This window comes from Actinacidiphila sp. DG2A-62, from assembly GCF_035825295.1.
Taxonomy (GTDB): Bacteria; Actinomycetota; Actinomycetes; order Streptomycetales; family Streptomycetaceae; genus Actinacidiphila.
On record NZ_JAYMGI010000002.1, the window covers coordinates 4,797,253 to 4,817,500 of the forward strand.

Genomic DNA, 20,248 nt, shown 5'->3' on the forward strand with positions numbered 1-20,248 from the left:
AGGTTGCGGCGCCGGTTTCCGCGCAGGTAGCGGCGCGGGCTGTCAGTGCAGGTTGCGGACGACGGCCCACACGACCGCGACGCCCAGCACCGCGGTCTGCGCCCGCGGCCCGAGCACCGGTCGCCAGCGGCGGCCGCGCAGCCCCTCGACCAGCCAGCGCCCGCACATCCACAGCAGTGCCGGCGAGGCGAGGAGCAGCAGCACGTTCTCGTGGAACGCCCGCACCACGTCGCCGTGCAGCAGGTCGTACGCCATGCGGGTGCCGCCGCAGGCCGGGCAGAGCAGCCCGGTCAGCCAGTTGAACGGGCAGCGGGGCAGCCAGTGACCGCTTTGGTGCGGGTCGGTGCCGTAGAGGTAGAACGACGCGGCGACGGCCGCGGCCAGCGCGGCCAGCGGCGGGGCCGCGGGGTGGTGCGGCCCGCGCCGGGGCGGTCGCGGGTACGGGTGCTGGGGGTGCGGGGGGTGCTGGGGGCGCGGGTGACCGGCCGGGGCCGGGGCGTCGCCGCCCCGGGCCCGGCGCCCGTCCCGCTCGCGCAGCACGTCAGCCACGCAGGACCCGGCCCTGCGCGTCGGTCTGGTTGTTGCCGGCCAGCAGCATGATGCCGTCGATCAGCGCCCAGATGCCGCAGCCGCCGCAGGTGAAGAGCTGGCCGAGGGCCATGCCCGTGTGGCCGGTGTAGAAGCGGCCGATGCCCAGGCCCCCGAGCAGCAGCTGCAGGACGCCCGCGGTGACCTTGGACTTCTCCGAGTACGGGCGGCCGTAGGGGTCGTAGCCGTACGGGGCGTTCGGGTCGCCGGTGTAGGAGCCGGGCGGCGGGGCGGCGTAGCCTCCGGGCTGCGGCGGGTAACCGTAGCCGGGAGGCTGCTGGCCCTGCGGGTAGCCGTAGCCGGGCTGCGGTGGCTGGCCGTACGGATTCTGGCCATACGGATTCTGATCGGACAAGGCCGTCCCCCTGCGCTGAGTGCGTGTCGGTCTGTGCTGGCGGACATCCTTGCAGGGCGGCGCGACTCTCGTCCCGCCTGGGGCGGTTTGCGCCGGGAGCCGGGAGCCGGGAGCCGGGAGCCGGGAGCCGGGAGCCGGGAGCCGGGAGCCGGGCGCAGGGCGCAGGGCACTCGGCGCCGCGCCGTGCCCGGCCGGGTGTCGTGCCGCTGCGCGGCACTTCGGAGTTGCCCCGAGCGTTCACCCTGGGGGCGGGGCAGGCGGGGCCGGTCGGTAGTGATTCCGACGCGGGATTGCCCGATGCGACGTAGCCTGCTTGAGGACCCCCGCAGTGTGGATAGAACGTACATCGGGTTACCGTTCGAGTGGCGTTGCGGGCTTTTCCCGTTTGACACGGGCCCAGGAGGTACGGTCACACTCCGCAGCGACACCCCTTCTAATCGGAGAGAAGAGCGAAGTTGTCCCCGACCCGCGAGACCGCACAGCGCGGCCAGCGACTCGTCATCGTCGAGTCGCCCGCCAAGGCGAAGACGATCAAGGGCTACCTCGGCCCGGGATACGTCGTCGAGGCCAGCGTCGGGCACATCCGCGACCTCCCCAACGGGGCCGCCGAAGTGCCGGCGGAGTACAAGGGCCAGCCGTGGGCGCGGCTCGGCGTGAATGTGGACAGCGACTTCCAGCCCATCTATGTCGTCAACGCCGACAAGAAGGCGCAGGTCAAGAAACTCAAAGACCTGTTGAAGGAGTCCGACGAACTCTTCCTCGCCACCGATGAGGACCGCGAGGGCGAGGCCATCGCCTGGCATCTCCAGGAGATCCTCAAGCCCAAGGTCCCCGTGCACCGGATGGTCTTCCACGAGATCACCAAGGACGCCATCCAGGAGGCGGTGCGCAATCCGCGCGAGCTGAACCAGCGGCTCGTCGACGCCCAGGAGACCCGCCGCATCCTCGACCGGCTGTACGGCTACGAGGTCTCGCCGGTGCTGTGGAAGAAGGTCATGCCGCGGCTGTCGGCCGGCCGCGTCCAGTCGGTGGCGACCCGGCTGGTGGTCGAGCGGGAGCGTGAGCGGATCGCCTTCCGCAGCGCGGAGTACTGGGACCTGGTCGGCACCTTCGACACCGGACGCGGCGGCGACAGCAGCGACCCCTCGCGGCTGACCGCGCGGCTGGTCGCCGTGGACGGCCGCCGGGTGGCCCAGGGGCGCGACTTCGACGCGTCGACCGGCGCCCTGAAGTCCGGCAGCCACGAGGGCGGCGAAGCCCCGAACAAGGGCGGGGGTGGCCGACGGGAGGGCGTGCTGCACCTGGACGAGGCCAACGCCCGGGCGCTCGCCACGGCCCTGGCGGACACGGCCTTCTCGGTGCGCGGCGTGGAGTCCAAGCCGTACCGCCGCTCGCCGTACGCGCCGTTCCGCACCACCACGCTCCAGCAGGAGGCGTCGCGCAAGCTCGGCTTCGGCGCCAAGGCCACCATGCAGGTCGCCCAGAAGCTGTACGAGAACGGCTTCATCACCTACATGCGCACCGACTCCACCACGCTGTCGGACACCGCGGTCAACGCCGCTCGCGCCCAGGTCACCCAGCTGTACGGCGCCGACTACCTGCCGGACCGGCCGCGCACGTACGCCGGCAAGGTGAAGAACGCGCAGGAGGCGCACGAGGCGATCCGCCCCTCCGGCGACCGCTTCCGCACCCCCGCCGAGACCGGCCTGACCGGCGACCAGTTCCGGCTCTACGAGCTGATCTGGATGCGCACCGTCGCCTCGCAGATGAAGGACGCGGTCGGCCAGTCGGTCACCGTCCGGGTCGGCGGCACGTCCGCGGACGGCCGCGACGCCGAGTTCACCGCGTCCGGCAAGATCATCACCTTCCACGGCTTCCTGAAGGCGTACGTCGAGGGCGCCGACGACCCCAACGCGGAGCTGGACGACCGCGAGCGCCGGCTGCCGCAGGTCGCCGAGGGCGACCCGCTGAGCGCCGAGGAGATCACCGCCGACGGCCACTCCACCAAGCCGCCCGCCCGCTACACCGAGGCGAGCCTGGTCAAGGAGCTGGAGGAGAAGGAGATCGGCCGCCCGTCGACGTACGCGACGATCCTCGGCACGATCCTCGACCGCGGCTACGTCTTCAAGAAGGGCACCGCGCTCGTCCCGTCCTTCCTGTCCTTCGCCGTCGTCAACCTGCTGGAGAAGCACTTCGGCCGGCTCGTCGACTACGACTTCACCGCCGCGATGGAGGACGACCTCGACCGCATCGCCCGCGGCGAGGCCCAGGCCGTGCCGTGGCTGCGCCGCTTCTACTTCGGCGCCGGGGACGGCGACGAGGCCGGCGCCGCCACCTCGGCCGCCGCGGCCGGCAACGGCGACGGCGACCACCTCGGCGGCCTCAAGGAGCTGGTCGAGGACCTCGGCGCGATCGACGCCCGGGAGATCTCCTCCTTCCCGGTCGGCGACGGCATCGTGCTGCGCGTCGGCCGCTACGGCCCCTACGTCGAGACCGGCGAGCGCGGCGAGGAGGACCACCGCCGCGCCGACGTGCCCGACGACCTGCCGCCGGACGAGATGACGGTGGAGTACGCCAAGGAGCTGTTCGCCAAGCCCAGCGGCGAGTTCGAGCTCGGCACCGACCCCGCCACCGGCCGCCGGATCGTCGCCAAGGCCGGCCGCTACGGCCCCTACGTCACCGAGGTGCTCCCCGAGGACACCCCGAAGACCGGCAAGAACGCGGTCAAGCCGCGCACCGCCTCGCTCTTCAAGTCGATGTCCCTGGACACCGTCACGCTGGAGGACGCCCTCAAGCTGATGTCCCTGCCGCGCGTGGTCGGCACGGACCCGGAGGGCGTCGAGATCACCGCCCAGAACGGCCGCTACGGGCCCTACCTGAAGAAGGGCACCGACTCGCGCTCGCTGGAGAGCGAGGAGCAGCTCTTCACTATCACCCTCGACGAGGCGCTGGCCATCTACGCCCAGCCCAAGCAGCGCGGTCGCGCCGCGGCCAAGCCCCCGCTGAAGGAGCTGGGCACCGACCCGGTCAGCGAGCGCCCGGTCGTGGTCAAGGACGGCCGCTTCGGGCCCTACGTCACCGACGGCGAGACGAACGCGACGCTGCGCCGCGAGGACGACGTGGAGACGATCACGCCCGAGCGCGGGTACGAACTCCTCGCCGAGAAGCGGGCGAAGGGACCGGCCAAGCGTCCGGCCAAGAAGTCGGCGAAGTCGGCTTCGCCCGCGAAGAAGACGGCCGCGGCGAAGAAGGCGGCTCCGGCCAAGAAGGCCGCCCCGGCCAAGAAGGCGGCCTCCGCGAAGAAGGCGGCTCCGGCCAAGAAGTCCGCGTGACGCTGGGCGCTGATCCGATCGGGGGCGGGGGCGAAGCCTGGGGGAGCAGTTCCCCGCGCCCCTGATCGCAGCGCTCGGCGAGGGGCCGGGGGACGGGGGCGAGGCCCCCCGGGGGGCGCAGCGCTAGGCTGTCAGGATGACGCGATCCGAGCCCCAGCAGCCCGCACACGTCACCGGTGCGACCTCCACCGCGGCCCCCGGCGGAGCCGAGAGCGGAGCCGACCGCTTCGCCGCCGACCTCGCTGCCGACTCGCGCGAGCGCGCCATCGGCGCGCTGCTGAAGATCCCGGCGCTGCGCCGGCTGTGGAGCGCCCAGCTGACCGGCGCGGTCGCCGACCGGCTGGGCATGCTGGTGCTGCTCTACCTCACCGTGCAGGCGGTCGCGGCCGACGGCGCCTTCGGCGGCGACTACCGCGGCGTCGCCTTCGGGGTCGCCGCGCTGCTCGCCGCGCGCCTGGTCGCCGCCGTGCTGTGCGGCGCGGTGCTGCTCGGCCCGCTCGCCTCGCTGACCGCGGCCGACGGCCCGCTGGACCGGCGCTGGACGATGATCGGCGCCGACGCCGTACGCCTCGGGTTGTTCATCGTCGCACCGCTGTGGATCACCTGGGTCCCGGACTCCGCGCACATCTGGCTGATCGTCACCGCGTTCGCGGCCGGCGTCGCGGAACGCCTGTGGGCCGTGGCCCGCGACGGCGCCGCGCCCGCGCTGCTGCCGCCGCCCGGCGACACCTCGGTGCGGCCCGCGCCCGACCACTTGGCCACGCTGCACCGGCTCGACCTGCGCACCGGCTTCGTCGCGCTGCCGCTGGCCGCCGCCACGCTCGTCGCGGTCACCCTGGTCAACACGCTGATCGCGGTGGGCGTCGACTGGTTCCACGTGCACCAGGCGGCACTGGCCTCGTACGTCGCGGCCGGCCTGTTCTCGTCGTCCGTCGCGGTCCTCTATCTGCTCGAACTCCCGTCCGGCACGCCCGCCAGGCCGCGTTCGCCGCTGGAGGGCCTGCGGCTGCCCAAGGGTCCGGCCGGCGCCGAGCGCGGACGCACCGGCGCGCTGCCGCTGCTGGTCGCGGCCACCGCGGCGGTCGCCGGCGCGGTCGGGGCCGCCGCCGCGGTCGCGGTGCTGCACGCCGTCGCGATCGGCTTCGGCCCGACCGGCTTCGGACTGCTCGTGCTCGCCCTGACCGGCGGCGTGGTCGTCGGCATCCGGGTGGCCCCGCGGGTGCTGCCGGGGCTGTCCCGGCGCCGCCTGCTGGCGCTCGCGATCGCGCTGACCGGCGTCGCGCTGCTGCTCACCGGCATCGTGCCGGACCAGACCACGATCCTGCTGCTCGCCCTGCTGTCGGGCCTGGCCGCCGGCGTCGCGGCGAACACCGGGCACCTGCTGGTCGAGCAGGAGGCCGAGGAGCCGCGCCGGGCCCGTACCGCCGAGCACCTGCGCGCGGTGGTGCGGGCCGTGCTGGGCGTCGCCGCCGTCGCCGCGCCGCTGCTGGCCGGGGCGATCGGCCCGCGCCGCATCCACAACGGCCACTTCACCTTCGAGCACAGCGGCGCCGCGTACACGATGATGCTGGTCGGCGCGCTGCTGCTGCCCGTCGCCGCGCTGGTGCTCGGCAAGACCGACGACCGCACCGGCGTACCCCTGCGGCGCGACCTGCGCGAGGCGCTGCGCGGCGGCGACCCGGCCGCGGCGCCCGCCGCCACCGGCTTCTTCATCGCGATAGAGGGCGGTGACGGCGCCGGCAAGTCCACCCAGGTCGAGGCGCTCGCGGAGTGGATCCGCGGCAAGGGCCACGAGGTCGTCGTCACCCGCGAGCCCGGCGCGACCGCGATCGGCAAGCGGCTGCGCTCGATCCTGCTCGACGTGTCGTCCGGCGGCGTCTCGCACCGCGCCGAGGCGCTGCTGTACGCGGCCGACCGGGCCGAGCACGTCGACTCCGTGGTGCGGCCCGCGCTGGCCCGCGGCGCGGTCGTCATCTCCGACCGCTACATCGACTCCTCGGTCGCCTACCAGGGCGCCGGGCGCGACCTCGCGCCGACCGAGATCGCCCGCATCTCCCGCTGGGCCACCGACGGGCTGGTGCCGCACCTGACCGTGCTGCTCGACGTCTCGCCCGAGGCCGCGCGCGAACGCTTCACCGAGGCGCCCGACCGGCTGGAGTCCGAGCCGGCCGAGTTCCACCGCCGGGTCAGGGCCGGGTTCCTGACGCTGGCCGCCGCCGACCCGGCGCGCTATCTGGTGGTCGACGCCGCGCAGACGCCCGAGGCGGTCACCACCGTCGTACGCCACCGGCTCGACGAACTGCTGCCGCTGTCCGCCCAGGAGATCGAGGCCCGCGCCGAGGCCGAGCGCAAGGCGGCCGAGGAGGCCGCGCGGCGCGCCGCCGAGGAGGCCGCGCGCAAGGCCGAGGAGGAGCGCCAGGAGCGCGAGCGGCAGGCCCAGCTGGAGAAGCTGCGCCGCGAGGAGGAGGAGCGCAGGCGCGCCGCGGAGGAGGCCGCGCGCCGCGAGATCGCCGAGCGCAAGGCCGCGCAGGAGGCGGAGGCCGCGCGGCTGGCCGAGGAGGAGCGGGCCCGCCGCGAGGCGGAGGAACGCGCCCGGCGCGAGGCCGAGGAGGCCGCGCACGCGGCCGAGCAGGAGCGGTTGCGCCGCCTCGCCGAGGAGCAGGCGCGGCTGCGCGCCGAGGCCGAGGAGAAGCGGCTGGAGAAGCAGCGCAAGGCGGAGGAGGCGCTGCTGCGGGCGGAGGCGGCGCGCGCGGCGGCGGCAGCGGAGGCCGCGCAAGCCGCTGCCGCAGCGGAGGCCGCGGCGGCGTCCGACGCCGAGGAGACGGCGGTGCTGCCGGCTGCGGCCCCGCAGGAGGACGGCGCGGACGGGTCCGCGTCGCCCGACAGCACGACGGTGATCACGCCGGTTCCCGAGCCGCCCGACTCCTCTGACTCCCCTGGTGCCTCCGACCCCTCGGAGACGACGACGGTGCTGCCGCCGGTGGCTCCGCCGGAGGAGGGTGCGGGCGGGGGTGCGGACCGCGGTGCGGGCGGAGGTTCGGATTCGTCCGAGACGACGACGGTGCTGCCGCCGGTGGCTCCGCCGGAGGAGGGTGCGGGCGGGGGTGCGGACCGCGGTGCGGGCGGGGGTTCGGATTCGTCCGAGACGACGACGGTGCTGCCGCCGGTCGCGCCGCCGGAGGAGCCGCGGGGGACGTCCGACGCGGACAAGACGGCGGTGCTGCCGTCGGTGCCGCCGGTTCCCGGTACGGCCAGGGAGTCCGATCCGGCGGACCGGGTGCCGCCGTGGCTGTTCCGGCCCGAGACGCCGGAGAACGAGCGGACGCGGGAGCTGCCGTCCATGCAGCAGCAGCCGGCGCGGCGGCCTCGGCCGGAGTGGGCGGAGGAGACGCCGCTCGACGATCTTCCGACGCTCGCGGACGAGCTGCTGGGTCGGCGTGACCCGGAGCCGGGAGAGCCGGGCGAGCCCCGGGACAAGCCCTGACCGGGCGGGTGTCCGGGCGCGCGTAGCCTCCGCGGTGGTTCCCCAGCGCTCCCGCCGCCCGCCGGCGGCCCGCGTGGCGCTGCCTCGCCGTCGGCGGCTGGCGGCCGGTGGCGGGGCCGGTCTGTCGGCAGCCGCCGCCTGGGGCCGGGCGGGATGATGGGGGCACCGGGCGACGAGGGGCGGGGAAGAATGGGGGGCGTGCGGTATTCGGTGTTGGGGGTTGCGCAGGTGTGGGACGGGGGCGGTGCTCCCGTTCCGCTGGCGGGCGGGCGCCTGCGGTCGCTGGTGACCGTGCTCGCGCTGCACGCGGGCCGCGCCGTGCCGCAGGACACGCTGATCGCCGAGGTGTGGGCCGACGCGCCGCCCGCCGACGCCGCGGGCGCCCTGCAAGCACTGGTCGCGCGGCTGCGCAAAGCCGTGGGCCGCGACGCCGTCGCCTCCGAACCGGGCGGCGGCTATCGCCTGGTCGCCGAGCGCGACGCCGTCGACCTGCACCTCTTCGAGACGCTGCTGCACGACGGCGAGGCCGCCCTGGACCGCGGCGACCCCGCCGCCGCCCGCACCACGCTCAGCCGCGCCCTCGCGCTGTGGCGCGGCCCCGCGCTCGCCGACCTGCCCGACCGCGCCGCCGCCGCGGCCCGCCCCGAAGCCCTGCGGCTGGCCGCGATGCGGGCGCGCGCCGAGGCCGACCTCGCGCTCGGCCGCGCGGCCGACGCGCTGCCGCTGCTGCGCGAGGCGGTCGCCGACCACCCGCTCGACGAGGCGTTCCGCGCCCAGCTGATCAGGGCGCTGCGCGCGGCCGGCCGCACCGCCGACGCGCTGATGGCCTACGAGGACGCCAGGACCGTGCTGGCCGAGACGCTCGGCGCCGACCCCGGGCCCGAACTGCGCGCGCTGCACGCCGCGCTGCTCCGCCAGGACCCGCGTCCGGACCCGGACCCGGACATGGCTTCGCCCGGCGTTCCGGCCCCGGCCCCGGGCGGCGGGGCGGGGGCGCGCGCCGGCGCGGGCCGCGGGGTGGACGCGGACCGGGGCCCGTACCAGGGGACCGCGGACCCGCAGGCTGCCGCGCCGGTGCGGGGAACATCCGGGCGCGGCTGACCAGTTTCGTCGGGCGGGAGAGCGACCTGGAGGACCTGCGGGCCGATCTGGCCGCGCACCGCCTGGTCACGCTGACCGGGTCCGGCGGGTCGGGCAAGACGCGGCTGGCACAGGAGGCCGCCGAGCGCACCCGCCCCGAGGACTACCCCGACGGCGTCTGGCTGGCCGAACTGGCCCCGCTGGACGACCCCACCGCCATCCCGCACGCCGTGCTGAACGCGCTGGGCCGCCGCGACACCGTCGTGCTGTCCTCGCCCGGCTACACCGCCGACGATCCGCTGGACCGGCTGTTCGAGCACTGCGCGCAGCGCCGCCTGCTGCTGGTGCTCGACAACTGCGAGCACGTGGTGGACGAGGCGGCCCTGGTCACCGCCGCGCTGCTGGCCGAGTGCCCCGGCGTGACCGTGCTCGCCACCAGCCGCGAGCCGCTCGGCGTGCCCGGCGAGGTGGTGCGCCCGGTCGAGCCGCTGCCGCCGCTGCCCGCGTACCGGCTGTTCGCCGAGCGTGCCGCGGCCGTGCCCGGCGGCGGCGCCCGGCTCGCCGAGCGCGACGAGGAGGCCGTCCACGAGATCTGCCGCCGGCTGGACGGCCTGCCGCTGGCCATCGAGCTGGCCGCGGCCCGGCTGCGCGCGCTGTCCCCGCGGCAGATCGCCGACCGGCTGGACGACCGGTTCCGGCTGCTGACCGGCGGCAGCCGCACCCTGCTGCCGCGCCAGCAGACGCTGCGCGCGGTGGTCGACTGGTCCTGGGAGCTGCTGGACGAGCCCGAGCGCGCCGCGCTGTGCACGCTGAGCGTGTTCTCCGGCGGCTGCACCCTGCCCGCCGCCGAGGCGGTGTGCGGGCCCGACGCGCTGGACGCCGTCGCCCAGCTGGTGGACAAGTCGCTCGTGCTGGTCGAGCACGGCCACCCCGGCGGTACCCGCTACCGCCTGCTGGAGACCATCCACGAGTACGCCGCGGAACGGCTCGCCGAGCACCCCGAGCAGGCCGCCGCGGCCGGCGCCCGGCACACCGCCTACCACCGGGAGCTGGCCAGGACCGTCGACGCCGGGCTGCGCGGCGCCGACCAGCTGCGGCTGCTGGACGTCATGGAGACCGAGATGGACAACATGAGGGCCGCGATCAACCGCGCCCTCGCCTCCCGCGCCGAGGCCGACGCCGCCGCGCTGGTGCTGTCCATGGGCTGGTTCTGCTGGCTGCGCAACTACCGCGACGAGGGCGGCAGCTGGCTCAGCAGGGTGATCGCGCTGGGCGGCCCGCCGGCCGAGGACCCGGCCGACCCGATGTACTGGCCGCGGCTGGACCTGCGGCTGCTGGACTTCCTGGTCAAGAGCGACGGCGCCGCCGAACGCGACTGGTTCTCCGAGGAGGCGATGCGCACCGCGGAACTGCTCAGCCGCGCCTACCGCGCGGGCGGTCCCGCCGCCGCCCGCTTCCCGGGCCTGCTGTGGCCGTTCACCCTCTACCTGATCGGCGAGGACGCGCGCGGCTGCAGCGACATGGTCGTCGCCAACTGCCGAGCGTACGGCGGCGACTGGGAGGTGGCCGCGGCGCTGATGTTCCGCGCCCACACCGCCGTGGACGCGCCCGGCCAGCTCACCTCCGTCGACGCCGACCTCGCCGAACTGCGCGAGCTGTGCGCCCACCTCGGCGACCGCTGGATACGCGCCCAGCTGCACAGCGCCAGCGGCGAGGCCGAGACGCTGCGCTGCCAGTACGAACAGGCCCGCGCCGACTTCGAGGCGGCCGTCGCGCTCACCCGCGAGCTGGGCGCGTACGGCGAGGGCGCCTTCCTCGTCGGCCGCCTGGCCGAACTCGCCCACCGCTCCGGCGACGACGAGACCGCCGCCAAGCTGTGCGCGCAGGCCGAGGAGGAGGCCGAGCGGTACGCGGTGATGGACGCCGTGACGTACCTGCGCTATCTCAGGAGCCTGCTGCTGCTGCGCGGCGGCGACACCGAGGGGGCCCGCGCGCTGCACGCCTCGGCCGAGGGGCACCTCGCCGAGGGCACCCCGCCCCCGGTGTTCCCGGTGCTGATGCGCTCCCTGGGCGCCCGCATCACCGCGGCCGAGGGCGACCCGCTGGGCGCGCTGACGGGCTTCGCCGAGGCCGCGCGGGCCGCGCAGGAGGCCCACTGCACCGATCCGGTGCTCGCCGCGCAGCTGGACGCCGCGGCCGAGCTGCTGCTGCCGCTGGGCGCCCCGGCCGACGCCGTACGGCTCGCGGCCGCCGCGGACGCGGTGCGGGGCGCGCTGCCGCGCACGGTCCCCGAGGAGGCGGCGCACCAGGAGCTGCGGCGCGCCGCGGACGCCGCCTTGTCCCCGCGTGAGCTGGCCGCGGCGCGGGCCGCGGCGGCGGGCACCGACCGGGTCGGCGCGGTCCGCCTGCTCACGCGCGCGGTCGCGCGGCTCCAGGTCGCGCGATGACCCGCGCGGGCGGCACGCGCTGAGCTGCGGGAATACGGCCGCCGGCGCGGGGGTTGGGCAGGGGACAGCGGACGGAAGACCGACCGAGGACCGAGGACGAGGACGAGGACGCAGCGTGAAGGTCGAGATCTACAGCGATATCGCGTGCCCCTGGTGCTACCTGGGCAAGGCCCGGTTCGAGAAGGCCCTCGCCGACTTCCCCGGGGCGGACTCCGTGGAGATCGTCTACCGGCCCTTCCAGCTCGACCCGTCCGCGCCCGAGGAGCCGCTGCCGCACCGCGAGGTGCTCGCGGCGAAGTTCGGGGCGCAGGCCGCGGCGATGGACGAGCGGATCGCCTCGCTCGGCGCGGCCGAGGGCGTCGTCTTCGACTTCGACACCGTGCTGGAGAACAACTCGCTGCTCGCGCACCGGCTGCTGGGCTACGCGCTGCGCGAGTACGGCCCGCAGGCCCAGGGGCGGCTCAAGGGGCTGCTGATGGCCGGGCACTTCGGGGAGGGACTCGACATCGGCGACCGGGAGCGGCTCGCGGACGTCGCGGCACGCGCGGGGCTCGACCGCGACGGCGTCGTCTCCTTCCTCGCGGGGGAGGAACTCCGCGAGGAAGTGCTCGCCGAGATCGCGGAGGCCCGGGAGATCGGGGTCACGGCGGTGCCGACGTTCGTCTTCGAGGGGCAGTGGGCGATCCAGGGGGGCCAGGCCCCGGAGACGTTCCTCCAGGCCCTCACACAGATCGCCGGCGCCGAGCGCTGACCGGACGTCCGGGGCCGCCTCGGGCACGGCGCGCCCGGGGCCGACCGGCGGGTCAGGTGCAGGTGATGGTGGAGTCGGCCCAGTCCGCCAGGTTGGCGAAACCGAGGCCGCGGCCCACCGGCTCGACCACGAGCGTCAGCGTCGCGTAGCCGGCGATGCCCACGTGCACCGGCACCGCCGGGTCGCCGGCCCCGACCGGCCCGGAGCCGTACAGCCGCACCCCGTCCCCGTACACCGAGAACTCCAGCTGGGTGCGGGCGAACCGCGCGACCCGTACGAGGTCGTCGACGCCGGCCCGCGCGTCGTACGTCACGCACGCCCGGTTGAGGTCGATCGTCACGGTCGACGGCGCGTGCACGGTGATGCCGTGGTCGTACACCGTCCCGCCGACGGACGGCGACGACCGGTCCCACCACCAGCCGCCCGGCGCCTGCCGGATCGTCGGCTCGGTCGCACCGTCGCCCGGCCGGCCCACCGGCAGCGAGTCGACCTGGTAGGCGGTCGGCGCGGGCGGCGGTGTGGTCGGCGGCGTCGTCGGGGGAGTGGTGGGCGGCGGAGTCGGGCTGGGCGTCGGCTTCGGCGCGGGCGGCGTCGTGACCACCGGCGTCGGCGACGGCTTGGGGCTCGGCCTGGGCGCGGGCGCCGGGGCGTGGGTGGGCGCAGGCGACGGCGGCGGCACGACCGGCGCCACCACCGGCGGCGACGGCGTGGGTTTCGGCGCGGGCGTCGGCGGGATCGTCGCGACGGGCGCGGCGACCGTCTCCTTGGCCTTGGCCTTGGGCGGAGGCGGCTGCTTGCCGTCGCCCCCGGTCAGCGCGAAAGCGAGCGCGGCCGCCGCGGCGACCGCCACCACGCCCGCCGCGATGCCGGCCTTGACCGGCGCGCCCAGCCCCTCGCTCGCCGCGGCGCCCCCGCCCGCGGCCGCGCTGCTCCCGGAACCCGTCGCCGCCGCGGCGGCGCCCCCCGCGGCGCCCGCGGCGGCGGTGCCGCCCGCGACGACGGCCGCGGCCTTGGCCGCACCGGCGGCTGCGAACCAGCCGATGTACGCGACCGGCAGCAGCCCCTTGAGCGCCGAGTTGAGGTCGGCCAGCTCCATCGAGGCCGCGCTGCACCGCGCGCACTCCTTCAGATGCCGGTTCAACTCCCGGTCGGCGCGCAGCCGCAGGCCGCCCCGCGCATGGGCGCCGAGCCGGTCGGCGTACCGCGCGCACTCGCCCTCGGTGGTGAGGCTGGAACTGACGTGCGCCTGCAGGTACGCCTGGCGCAGCCCCTCGCGGGCGCGGTGCGCGAGCACGGCCGTGGCGTTCGGCGTCAGGCCGAGCAGCGGCGCGACGGCGCTCGGCGACTCGTCCTCGACGGCGGTGTGCCACAGCACGGTCTGCCACCGCTCGGGCAGCGTGCGGAACGCCTGGATCGCCAGCGAACGCTCCGCCTCGTGCATCGCGCGCACGTCCGCGCCCAGGTCCGCGGTCTCCTCGGTCGCCGAGGAGCCGGCCGCGCTGACCGCGAACACCGCGAAGTCCTCGACGAGCTGCTCGCGCTTGGCGGTGCTGCCCCAGGTCGCGGCGACCCGCCGCACGGTGGTGAGCAGGTACGCGCGCACCGCGAACTGCGGACCGCTGCCGCCGCGGATCGCCTGCAGCGTGCGGGCGAAGACCTCGCCGGTCAGGTCCTCGGCGGTGTACGTGTCCCGGCAGCACGTCCGGGCGTAGCGGCGTACCGATTCTGCGTGCCTGCGGTACAGCTCCTCGTACGCGCTGTCCTGTCCGGCCCGCACCAGGTCCACGAGCTCGGCGTCCGAGAGGGCGCCGGGGTCCGCGGTGGCGGCTGCGCCTGCGCTTGTCCCGTCCGGGGCGGGCGCGTCCGAAGCGTCCGCTCGCGGCATGCGGTCCCGCTGTTCCGGCACCCTGTGCGGCAGCTCATCGTCGGCCCCCGGCCCTCTCCCGGCCGTTCCGGAGTCCCCGTTCGCCTCGTCCACGGGGCAAGCGTGGCACACGTCCCGCCCGTACGATCCCCCCTTCCCCCGAACCACCCGTCCGTGAACCCCCGTTCACACAACCTCCACGACGCCGCTGCCGCTGAGCTTCCACCCGGCCTACGCGTCTGCCCCGTCCTCGCCGTCCCCGGCCGCCGGTCCGCTGGGGCTGGCGGGGGCACCTCCCGGACGGAGTCTGGGGGAGAGTCACCCCCCGGGGCGACCCCGACCGCACACCGCGACGCCGCGCACCCGGCCAGGGCAACGCCGGACGTCAGCGCACAGCAGCGCGGTCAGGCCCAGCGCCCAGCGCCCAGCGTCACGCTCCCGGGCGAGAGCGGAGGCCGTCGAGGAGGATGTCGAGCAGCCGCGAGGACGCCGCCGCCTGCTGCGCCGCATCCGGCAAGGCCGGCGCCGCCGTCGCGATGACGAGCAGCACATCCGCCACCGACACGTCCCGCCTCAACTCACCCGCCTCCCGCGCCCGCTCCACCAACCGCCCGACGACATCCAGCAACTCCGGCACGCCATCCCCGGCGTCGCCCCGGGCCTCGCCGCCGGCCGCGGCCTCGCGCCCCGACCGCTCCCGCTCCGCCGTCGCCGCCTCCCCCGGCAACGGCAGCCGCACCCGCTGCTGCGGCACCCGCGCCGCGTCGGGCCCCCCGGGCGAGTACGCCCGCCCGTACTCGCCGACCTCGCCGCGCGTCTCGCCGCGAACCTCGCCGCGCACCTCCTCGCGGACCTCCCCGCGAACCTCCTGCGCGGACTCCGCCTCCTCCGCGCCCTCCTCGACGCGCAGAACCTGCGGCGGCAGCAGCCGCCCCGCCCCCGACGCCGCCGACGTCCGCAGGAACCGCGCCAGCGCCGACCACGCCTCGTCCTCCTGCCCGAGCGCGCTGCGCGCCTGCTCGGTCAGCCGCGCGGTCTCCTCCTCGGCGATCCGCCTGACCAGCACGTCCTTGCTGGGGAAGCGGCGGTAGACCGTACCGACGCCGACCCGCGCGCGACGCGCCACGTCCTCCATCGGCGCGCCGTACCCCAGCTCGCCGAAGACCTCGCGGGCCGCGCGCAGCACGTGTTCGAGGTTGCGCTGTGCGTCCACCCGCAGCGGCGCCGGCCGGTGCGAGCCCGTCGTGTGCCCCGTCCCGCCGCCCGGCGCGGCGGCCCCGCCGGGGCCACCGGATGCGGACGTCGCGACGCGCTGAACATCCTGAATGTGCATTTGTCCATCCCCCGCAAATCTCGTCAGTCTCCCCCGGAGACTCCCCACCCATTACGAAGATCGCTGCGTACGAGACGCAGTAGTACGAGATACGAACATAGTTGAGGCCGCGTCGATAAAGAAGGGGGCGGGTACGGTTCGGGCAAGGCGTGACACCTACGGGCTCACGCGGGCACTCCGTACGCCCCCGCTCGTCCGCCCGCGCGCGCCCCGCGCGCACCCCGCCCTGACGGCCCGTCGCGCCGCGCCGCGCAAACCGCCGCCCCTCGGACGTGGACCGCGGCGAAATTCCTGAAACATCATGTCCGCCCTGTGGACAAACGACCGTGGTCCATTGCCTCATGGAGCAATGACGACGGAGTCGACACCTTTGGCCAAGGGAAGCACGCCGCGCATTCTCGTGGTCGGCGGTGGCTATGTCGGTATGTATGCGGCCCTGCGCCTGCAGCGCAAGCTGAAACCGCCGCGCGAACGCGATCAGGAGCGCACCGCGGAGGTCCGGGCCGCCGCACCCGCGCCCGCCGAGATCGTCGTCGTCGAACCGCAGCCGTACATGACGTACCAGCCGTTCCTGCCCGAGGCCGCGGCCGGCTCGATCTCGCCGCGGCACGTCGTCGTGCCGCTGCGCCGTCTGCTCGACCGCTGCCGCATCGTCGTCGGCGAGGCGCGCGCGATCGACCACGCGCGGCGGGTGGCCACCGTCGCCACGCTCGCCACCGCCCAGGACGGCGGCGCCGAGCTGGAGATCCCGTACGACCAGCTCGTGCTCGCGCCCGGGTCGATCTCGCGCACCCTGCCGGTGCCGGGGCTGGCCGAGCACGGCATCGGCTTCACGACCGTCGAGGAGGCCATCGGCCTGCGCAACCACGTGCTGGAGCAGCTCGACATCGCCTCCGCCACGCGCGACGCCGAGGTCCGCGAGGCCGCGCTGACCTTCGTCTTCGTCGGCGGCGGATACGCCGGCACCGAGGCGCTCGCCGAGCTGGAGAACATGGCCCGCTACGCCGTGCGCTACTACCACAACATCCAGCCCGACGACCTGAAATGGGTCCTGGTCGAGGCCACCGGGCGCATCCTGCCCGAGGTCGGCGAGGAGCTGGGCCGCTACGCGGTGCGGGAACTGCGCGGCCGCAACGTCGACGTCCGCCTGGAGACCCGCCTGGTCTCGTGCGAGGGGCGCGTCGCCGTCCTCTCCGACGGCGCGCACCTGCCCACCCGCACGCTCGTGTGGACGGCCGGCGTCAAGCCCGCGCCGGTGCTCGCCGCCTCCGGGCTGCCGCTGGACGCCCGCGGCCGGCTGCGCGCGGACGCGACGCTGCGGGTGGTCGGCGACGGCGGCCCGGTGGCGGGCGTCTGGTCGGGCGGCGACGCCGCGGCCGTCCCCGATCTCGCCGCCGACGACCCGGGCGCGCTGTGCGCGCCCAACGCCCAGCACGCGGTGCGCCAGGCGCGCGTCCTGGCCGACAACCTCGTGGCCGAACTGCGCGGCGGCGGGCAGCTCACCGAGTACCGCCACAAGCACGCCGGCTCGGTGGCCTCGCTCGGCCTGCACGAGGGCGTCGCGCACCTCTACGGCCGCAAGGTCACCGGCTATCCGGCCTGGCTGATCCACCGCGCGTACCACCTCAGCCGGGTGCCGACCGTCAACCGCAAGGCCAAGGTGCTGGCCGAATGGGTGCTCGCCGGCCTGTTCACACGCGAGATCGTCTCGCTCGGGTCGCTGGAGCACCCGCGTGCCGAGTTCGAACTCGCCGCGGGCGGCGGGCCGGACGACGACCGCCGCTGAGCGCACCGCGGGCGACGACCGCGGCCCGCCACGCGCGGGGCGCGATTCCCGCTGCGGCCGGGCTTCGGCCACACTGGACGCGTGACCCCGCGTGCAACCGCACTGGCAAAGAGTGCCACATACGAGGAATCGGACGTTTGAACCTGACGCGCTGGAGCGGCCGGCTCCCCGGAACACAGCGGCGTGGCGCCGTCCCCGCGGCCCGCGGCAAGGCGAGCGACCCCGCGGGCGGCTCCCCGGGCGGGCCCGGCGAGCCGGGCGGCGCCCGGACCGGCGGCGCGGCCGGCGGCTCAGGCAGCGGCTCAGGCGGAGGGCCTGCCGGCGGCGCGGACGGGGGTCAGGACGGGGGCACGGGCGCGAGGTCCGGGCCCGGTGCGAGCGGTCCCGCGGGCGCCGGCGGTCCCGCGAGCGCGGGCGGTACGGGACGGCGCGACGCCGTCGCCACAGCGGGCGGGCGCGGCGGTGAGGCCGCCGGCGCGGACGCCGGCGCATTCCCCGGCGCATTCCCCGACGCGACGGGACTCGCCGCGGTCACGGAGGCCGTCGCGGGCGCGGGTACTCCCGGCACGGCCGGTGCCGCGGGCGCCCTCGGCGCGGGCTCCGGGCCGGACACCGGCGCCGCCGCCCTCCTCGCCACCCTCCCCGCGCTCATCGCGGTCACCCACGGCCCCGCCCACCGCGTCGCCTTCGTCAACGACGCCTACACCGACGTCTTCGGCCCGCGCGCCGCCGGCGCCCCCGCCCGCGAGGCACTGCCCGAACTCGACGAACTCGGCCTGCTCCCGCTGATGGACCAGGTCCACCGCAGCGGTCGCCCACGCACCGTCAAGGCGCGCAAAGTCACCCGTGCGGACGGCGCGGCCGTCACTCGTCAGGGTTACTTCACCTTCACCTGCACCCCGGTCCGCGCCGGCGAACAGGACCCCGAGCGCCGCGGCGTCCTTGTCTTCGCCGCCGACGTCACCGACCAGGTCCAGTCGGCCGAGCGCCTGCGCGAGAGCGAGCGCCGCCTCCGCGACACCGCCGTGACCCTCCAGCGCAGCCTGCTCCCGCAGCAGCTGGAGCAGCCCGACGACCTGCGCGTCGCCGCCACCTACCAGCCCGGCGGCACCGACGCCGCGGTCGGCGGCGACTGGTACGACGTGATCACCCTCGGCGCCGGCCGCACCGCCGTCGTCATCGGCGACGTCATGGGCCGCGGGGTGCGCGCCGCCGCCGTCATGGGCCAGCTGCGCACCGCCGTACGGGCCTACGCGCGGCTCGACCTGCCGCCGCACGAGGTCGTCCAGCTCCTGGACGGCCTCACCTCCGAGATCGACGCCACCCAGATCGCCACCTGCGTCTACGCCGTCCACGACCCCAGCGAGGGACGGCTCTCCTATGCCAGCGCCGGTCACCTGCCGATCCTGATCCGCGACCCGGACGGCGAGGTGCGGCGTATCGACGAGCCGACCGGGCCGCCGCTGGGCACCGGCGGCTGGATGCACACCTCCGGCGCCGTCCCGCTGGGGCCCGGCTGCACGGCCGTCCTCTACACCGACGGCCTCATCGAGCGGCGCGACCGCGACATCGACGAGGGCGTCGACACGCTGACGCAGGCGCTGGCGGGCGCGAGCGGCGCGCCGGCCGTCATCTGCGACCGCCTGCTGCGGTCGCTCGGCGTCACGTCCGAGCACGACGACGACGTGGCCGTCCTGGTGCTGCAACACCCCGATCACTCCGGCAGCAACGAGGCAGAGCTGTTCAGGAACGCGTCGCTCGACCTCCTCGGCGGGGTCGAGGCGGCGCCGCGGGCGCGGGCGTTCGCGTCGGGGGTGCTGGCGTCGTGGCGGTTCCCGGTGGAGCTGCGGGACCTGGGAGTGCTGGCGGCGAGCGAGCTGGTGGCGAACTCGTTGAAGCACGGGCACCCGCCCATGCGGTTGCGGCTCCGCCGCACGGATCGGCGGCTCATCATCGAGGTGACGGACGGGGATGAGCATCTGCCGCGGCAGCGGCGGGCGGAGCCGGCGGACGAGGCGGGGCGGGGGATCTCGATCATCGCGACGATCGCGTCCAACTGGGGGTCGCGGCGGACGCCGGGCGGGGGCAAGGCGGTCTGGTGCGAGTTCGCCCTCCCGAGCTAATCCGCCGCTGCGTTGCGGTGACGCCGGGCGCTGCGCTTGGCCGGGCGCGCTGGGTTGCGTTGTGGGTCGGGGTCGTCCCGGGGGTATCTCCTCGGACTTCGAAAGTGACTCGTTTCGTTGCCTGCTTTCTGCCGGTGTTGTTTTCGAAGTCCTGCGGGGACACCCCCGGACCGCCCCCTCGGGCCGTGCATGCGCTGCGGGCCGAGTAGTCAGGGGCGCGGGGAACTGCGCGAGCAACCACGACGGACCGGTGGACGGGGACGGACTGTTCAGGGCAGGCGGGCGGCCGGTTTTTCAGGGGCGCGGGGAACTGCTCTCCGACTCCGTCCGGGAGGTGCCCCCACCAGCCACAGTGGACCCGCAGTCGGGAATGGCGAGGACGGGGCAGCCGGGGGGATCGGCTGGGAGCACCCGCAGGGTCACGCGGAGACGGGGGCGTTTGTGGAAGCGGAGTGGGCGACGACGCGGGAGCGTCGGGGGAGATCGTGTGCCGGGGAGAGCCGGCGGCCCAGCGCGAGCGCGACGCCGGTGATGCCGAGAGCGCAGAGCACCAGCATGGCGATGTACGCGGTGTAGGCGCCGGCGCCGACGAGGAGGCCGCCCACCGCCGGCCCGAGCGCGAGCGCAAGCTGCTTGACCAGCGCGAACGCGGAGTTGTACTGCCCCACCATCCGCGCGGGAGCGAGATCCGCGACGAGCGGCGACACGGTCGGCGCGAGCATCGCCTCGCCCAGCCCGAACAGCGCGTACGTGGAGATGATCGCCGCGACCGCGACGACGTGGTGCCCGTGGACGAGCCCGGAGACCCACGCGACGAGCCAGGCCACCGACCAGACCACGCCGACACCCGCGATGACCCGGCTGCGCCTGCGGTACTCGACCAGGCGGAGCACGACGAACTGCGCGAGCACGATGACCGCCGTGTTCGCGGCCAGCGCGACACCCAGCGTGGCCGGGGAGATGCGCGTGACCTCCACCGCGAAGGCGGACAGGCCCGATTCGAACTGCCCGTAGCACGCGAAGAACATCACGAAGCCGAGCACGCACAGCATCACCATCGCCCGGTCCGCGAGCAGGACGCGCCAACCGCCGCCCGGAGCCCCGT

The 20,248-nt window shown here is 75.6% G+C and carries 12 protein-coding genes (1 of these 12 cut by a window edge); 7 read left to right on the top strand and 5 right to left on the bottom strand.

Going from position 1 to position 20,248, the window contains the following annotated elements; genetic code table 11:
- Window positions 1–42 precede the first annotated feature (42 nt).
- Together VSR01_RS21480 and VSR01_RS21485 are read right to left on the bottom strand one after the other, a co-directional pair.
- The gene (locus VSR01_RS21480; protein ID WP_326453749.1) at window positions 43–393 is read right to left on the bottom strand and encodes a DUF2752 domain-containing protein; all 351 of its coding nucleotides are present in this window, start codon (window positions 391–393) and stop codon (window positions 43–45) included.
- 148 nt (window positions 394–541) lie between these two features.
- Window positions 542–943, bottom strand: a complete 402-nt coding sequence (locus VSR01_RS21485) for a TM2 domain-containing protein (protein WP_326450804.1) — start codon at window positions 941–943, stop codon at window positions 542–544.
- A gap of 455 nt (window positions 944–1,398) precedes the next feature.
- Between VSR01_RS21485 and topA the strand changes: the two genes are divergently transcribed.
- The 5 genes from topA (at window position 1,399) to VSR01_RS21510 (ending at window position 12,037) form a co-directional block, all read left to right on the top strand.
- The gene (gene topA / locus VSR01_RS21490; protein WP_326450805.1) at window positions 1,399–4,275 is read left to right on the top strand and encodes a type I DNA topoisomerase; all 2,877 of its coding nucleotides are present in this window, start codon (window positions 1,399–1,401) and stop codon (window positions 4,273–4,275) included.
- A 136-nt stretch (window positions 4,276–4,411) separates the two neighbouring features.
- A complete protein-coding gene (tmk, locus tag VSR01_RS21495) occupies window positions 4,412–7,759 on the top strand; it encodes a dTMP kinase (RefSeq protein WP_326450806.1) in 3,348 nt (1,115 codons plus the stop codon).
- A 198-nt stretch (window positions 7,760–7,957) separates the two neighbouring features.
- Entirely contained in the window at window positions 7,958–8,860 is a 903-nt protein-coding gene (locus VSR01_RS21500; protein ID WP_326450807.1) for an AfsR/SARP family transcriptional regulator, read from the top strand.
- Window positions 8,861–8,964: 104 nt separating this feature from the next.
- Window positions 8,965–11,286: an ATP-binding protein gene (locus VSR01_RS21505; RefSeq protein ID WP_326453750.1), complete on the top strand. Its 2,322-nt coding sequence runs from the start codon at window positions 8,965–8,967 to the stop codon at window positions 11,284–11,286.
- 115 nt (window positions 11,287–11,401) lie between these two features.
- Window positions 11,402–12,037, top strand: coding sequence for a DsbA family oxidoreductase (locus VSR01_RS21510; RefSeq protein WP_326450808.1), 636 nt, complete (start codon window positions 11,402–11,404; stop codon window positions 12,035–12,037).
- A gap of 52 nt (window positions 12,038–12,089) precedes the next feature.
- Here the strand turns inward: VSR01_RS21510 and VSR01_RS21515 are convergent, their stop codons facing one another.
- Window positions 12,090–13,922: a sigma-70 family RNA polymerase sigma factor gene (locus VSR01_RS21515; RefSeq protein ID WP_326450809.1), complete on the bottom strand. Its 1,833-nt coding sequence runs from the start codon at window positions 13,920–13,922 to the stop codon at window positions 12,090–12,092.
- Between the two features lie 409 nt (window positions 13,923–14,331).
- The gene (locus VSR01_RS21520; RefSeq protein WP_326450810.1) at window positions 14,332–15,234 is read right to left on the bottom strand and encodes a TetR/AcrR family transcriptional regulator; all 903 of its coding nucleotides are present in this window, start codon (window positions 15,232–15,234) and stop codon (window positions 14,332–14,334) included.
- A gap of 349 nt (window positions 15,235–15,583) precedes the next feature.
- On the opposite strand from VSR01_RS21520, the gene VSR01_RS21525 reads away from it, so the two are divergent.
- Window positions 15,584–17,020: an NAD(P)/FAD-dependent oxidoreductase gene (locus VSR01_RS21525; RefSeq protein ID WP_326450811.1), complete on the top strand. Its 1,437-nt coding sequence runs from the start codon at window positions 15,584–15,586 to the stop codon at window positions 17,018–17,020.
- Window positions 17,021–17,157: 137 nt separating this feature from the next.
- Window positions 17,158–19,143 (top strand): ATP-binding SpoIIE family protein phosphatase, encoded by a 1,986-nt coding sequence (locus tag VSR01_RS21530; RefSeq protein ID WP_326450812.1) that lies wholly within the window; start codon window positions 17,158–17,160, stop codon window positions 19,141–19,143.
- 419 nt (window positions 19,144–19,562) lie between these two features.
- Here the strand turns inward: VSR01_RS21530 and VSR01_RS21535 are convergent, their stop codons facing one another.
- Window positions 19,563–20,248 carry the 3' portion of an MFS transporter gene (locus VSR01_RS21535; protein WP_326450813.1) on the bottom strand. 607 nt of this gene lie beyond the right edge of the window, so only the last 686 of its 1,293 coding nucleotides appear in the window; its start codon lies off the right edge, out of view — the gene reads right to left on this strand; its stop codon occupies window positions 19,563–19,565.

Coding starts and splice junctions, on each gene's coding strand:
- tmk (WP_326450806.1), top strand. CDS start 4,412: ATGACGCGATCCGAGCCCCAGCAGCCCGCACACGTCACCGGTGCGACC.
- VSR01_RS21515 (WP_326450809.1), bottom strand. CDS start 13,922: ATGCCGCGAGCGGACGCTTCGGACGCGCCCGCCCCGGACGGGACAAGC.
- VSR01_RS21520 (WP_326450810.1), bottom strand. CDS start 15,234: ATGCACATTCAGGATGTTCAGCGCGTCGCGACGTCCGCATCCGGTGGC.
- VSR01_RS21525 (WP_326450811.1), top strand. CDS start 15,584: ATGACGACGGAGTCGACACCTTTGGCCAAGGGAAGCACGCCGCGCATT.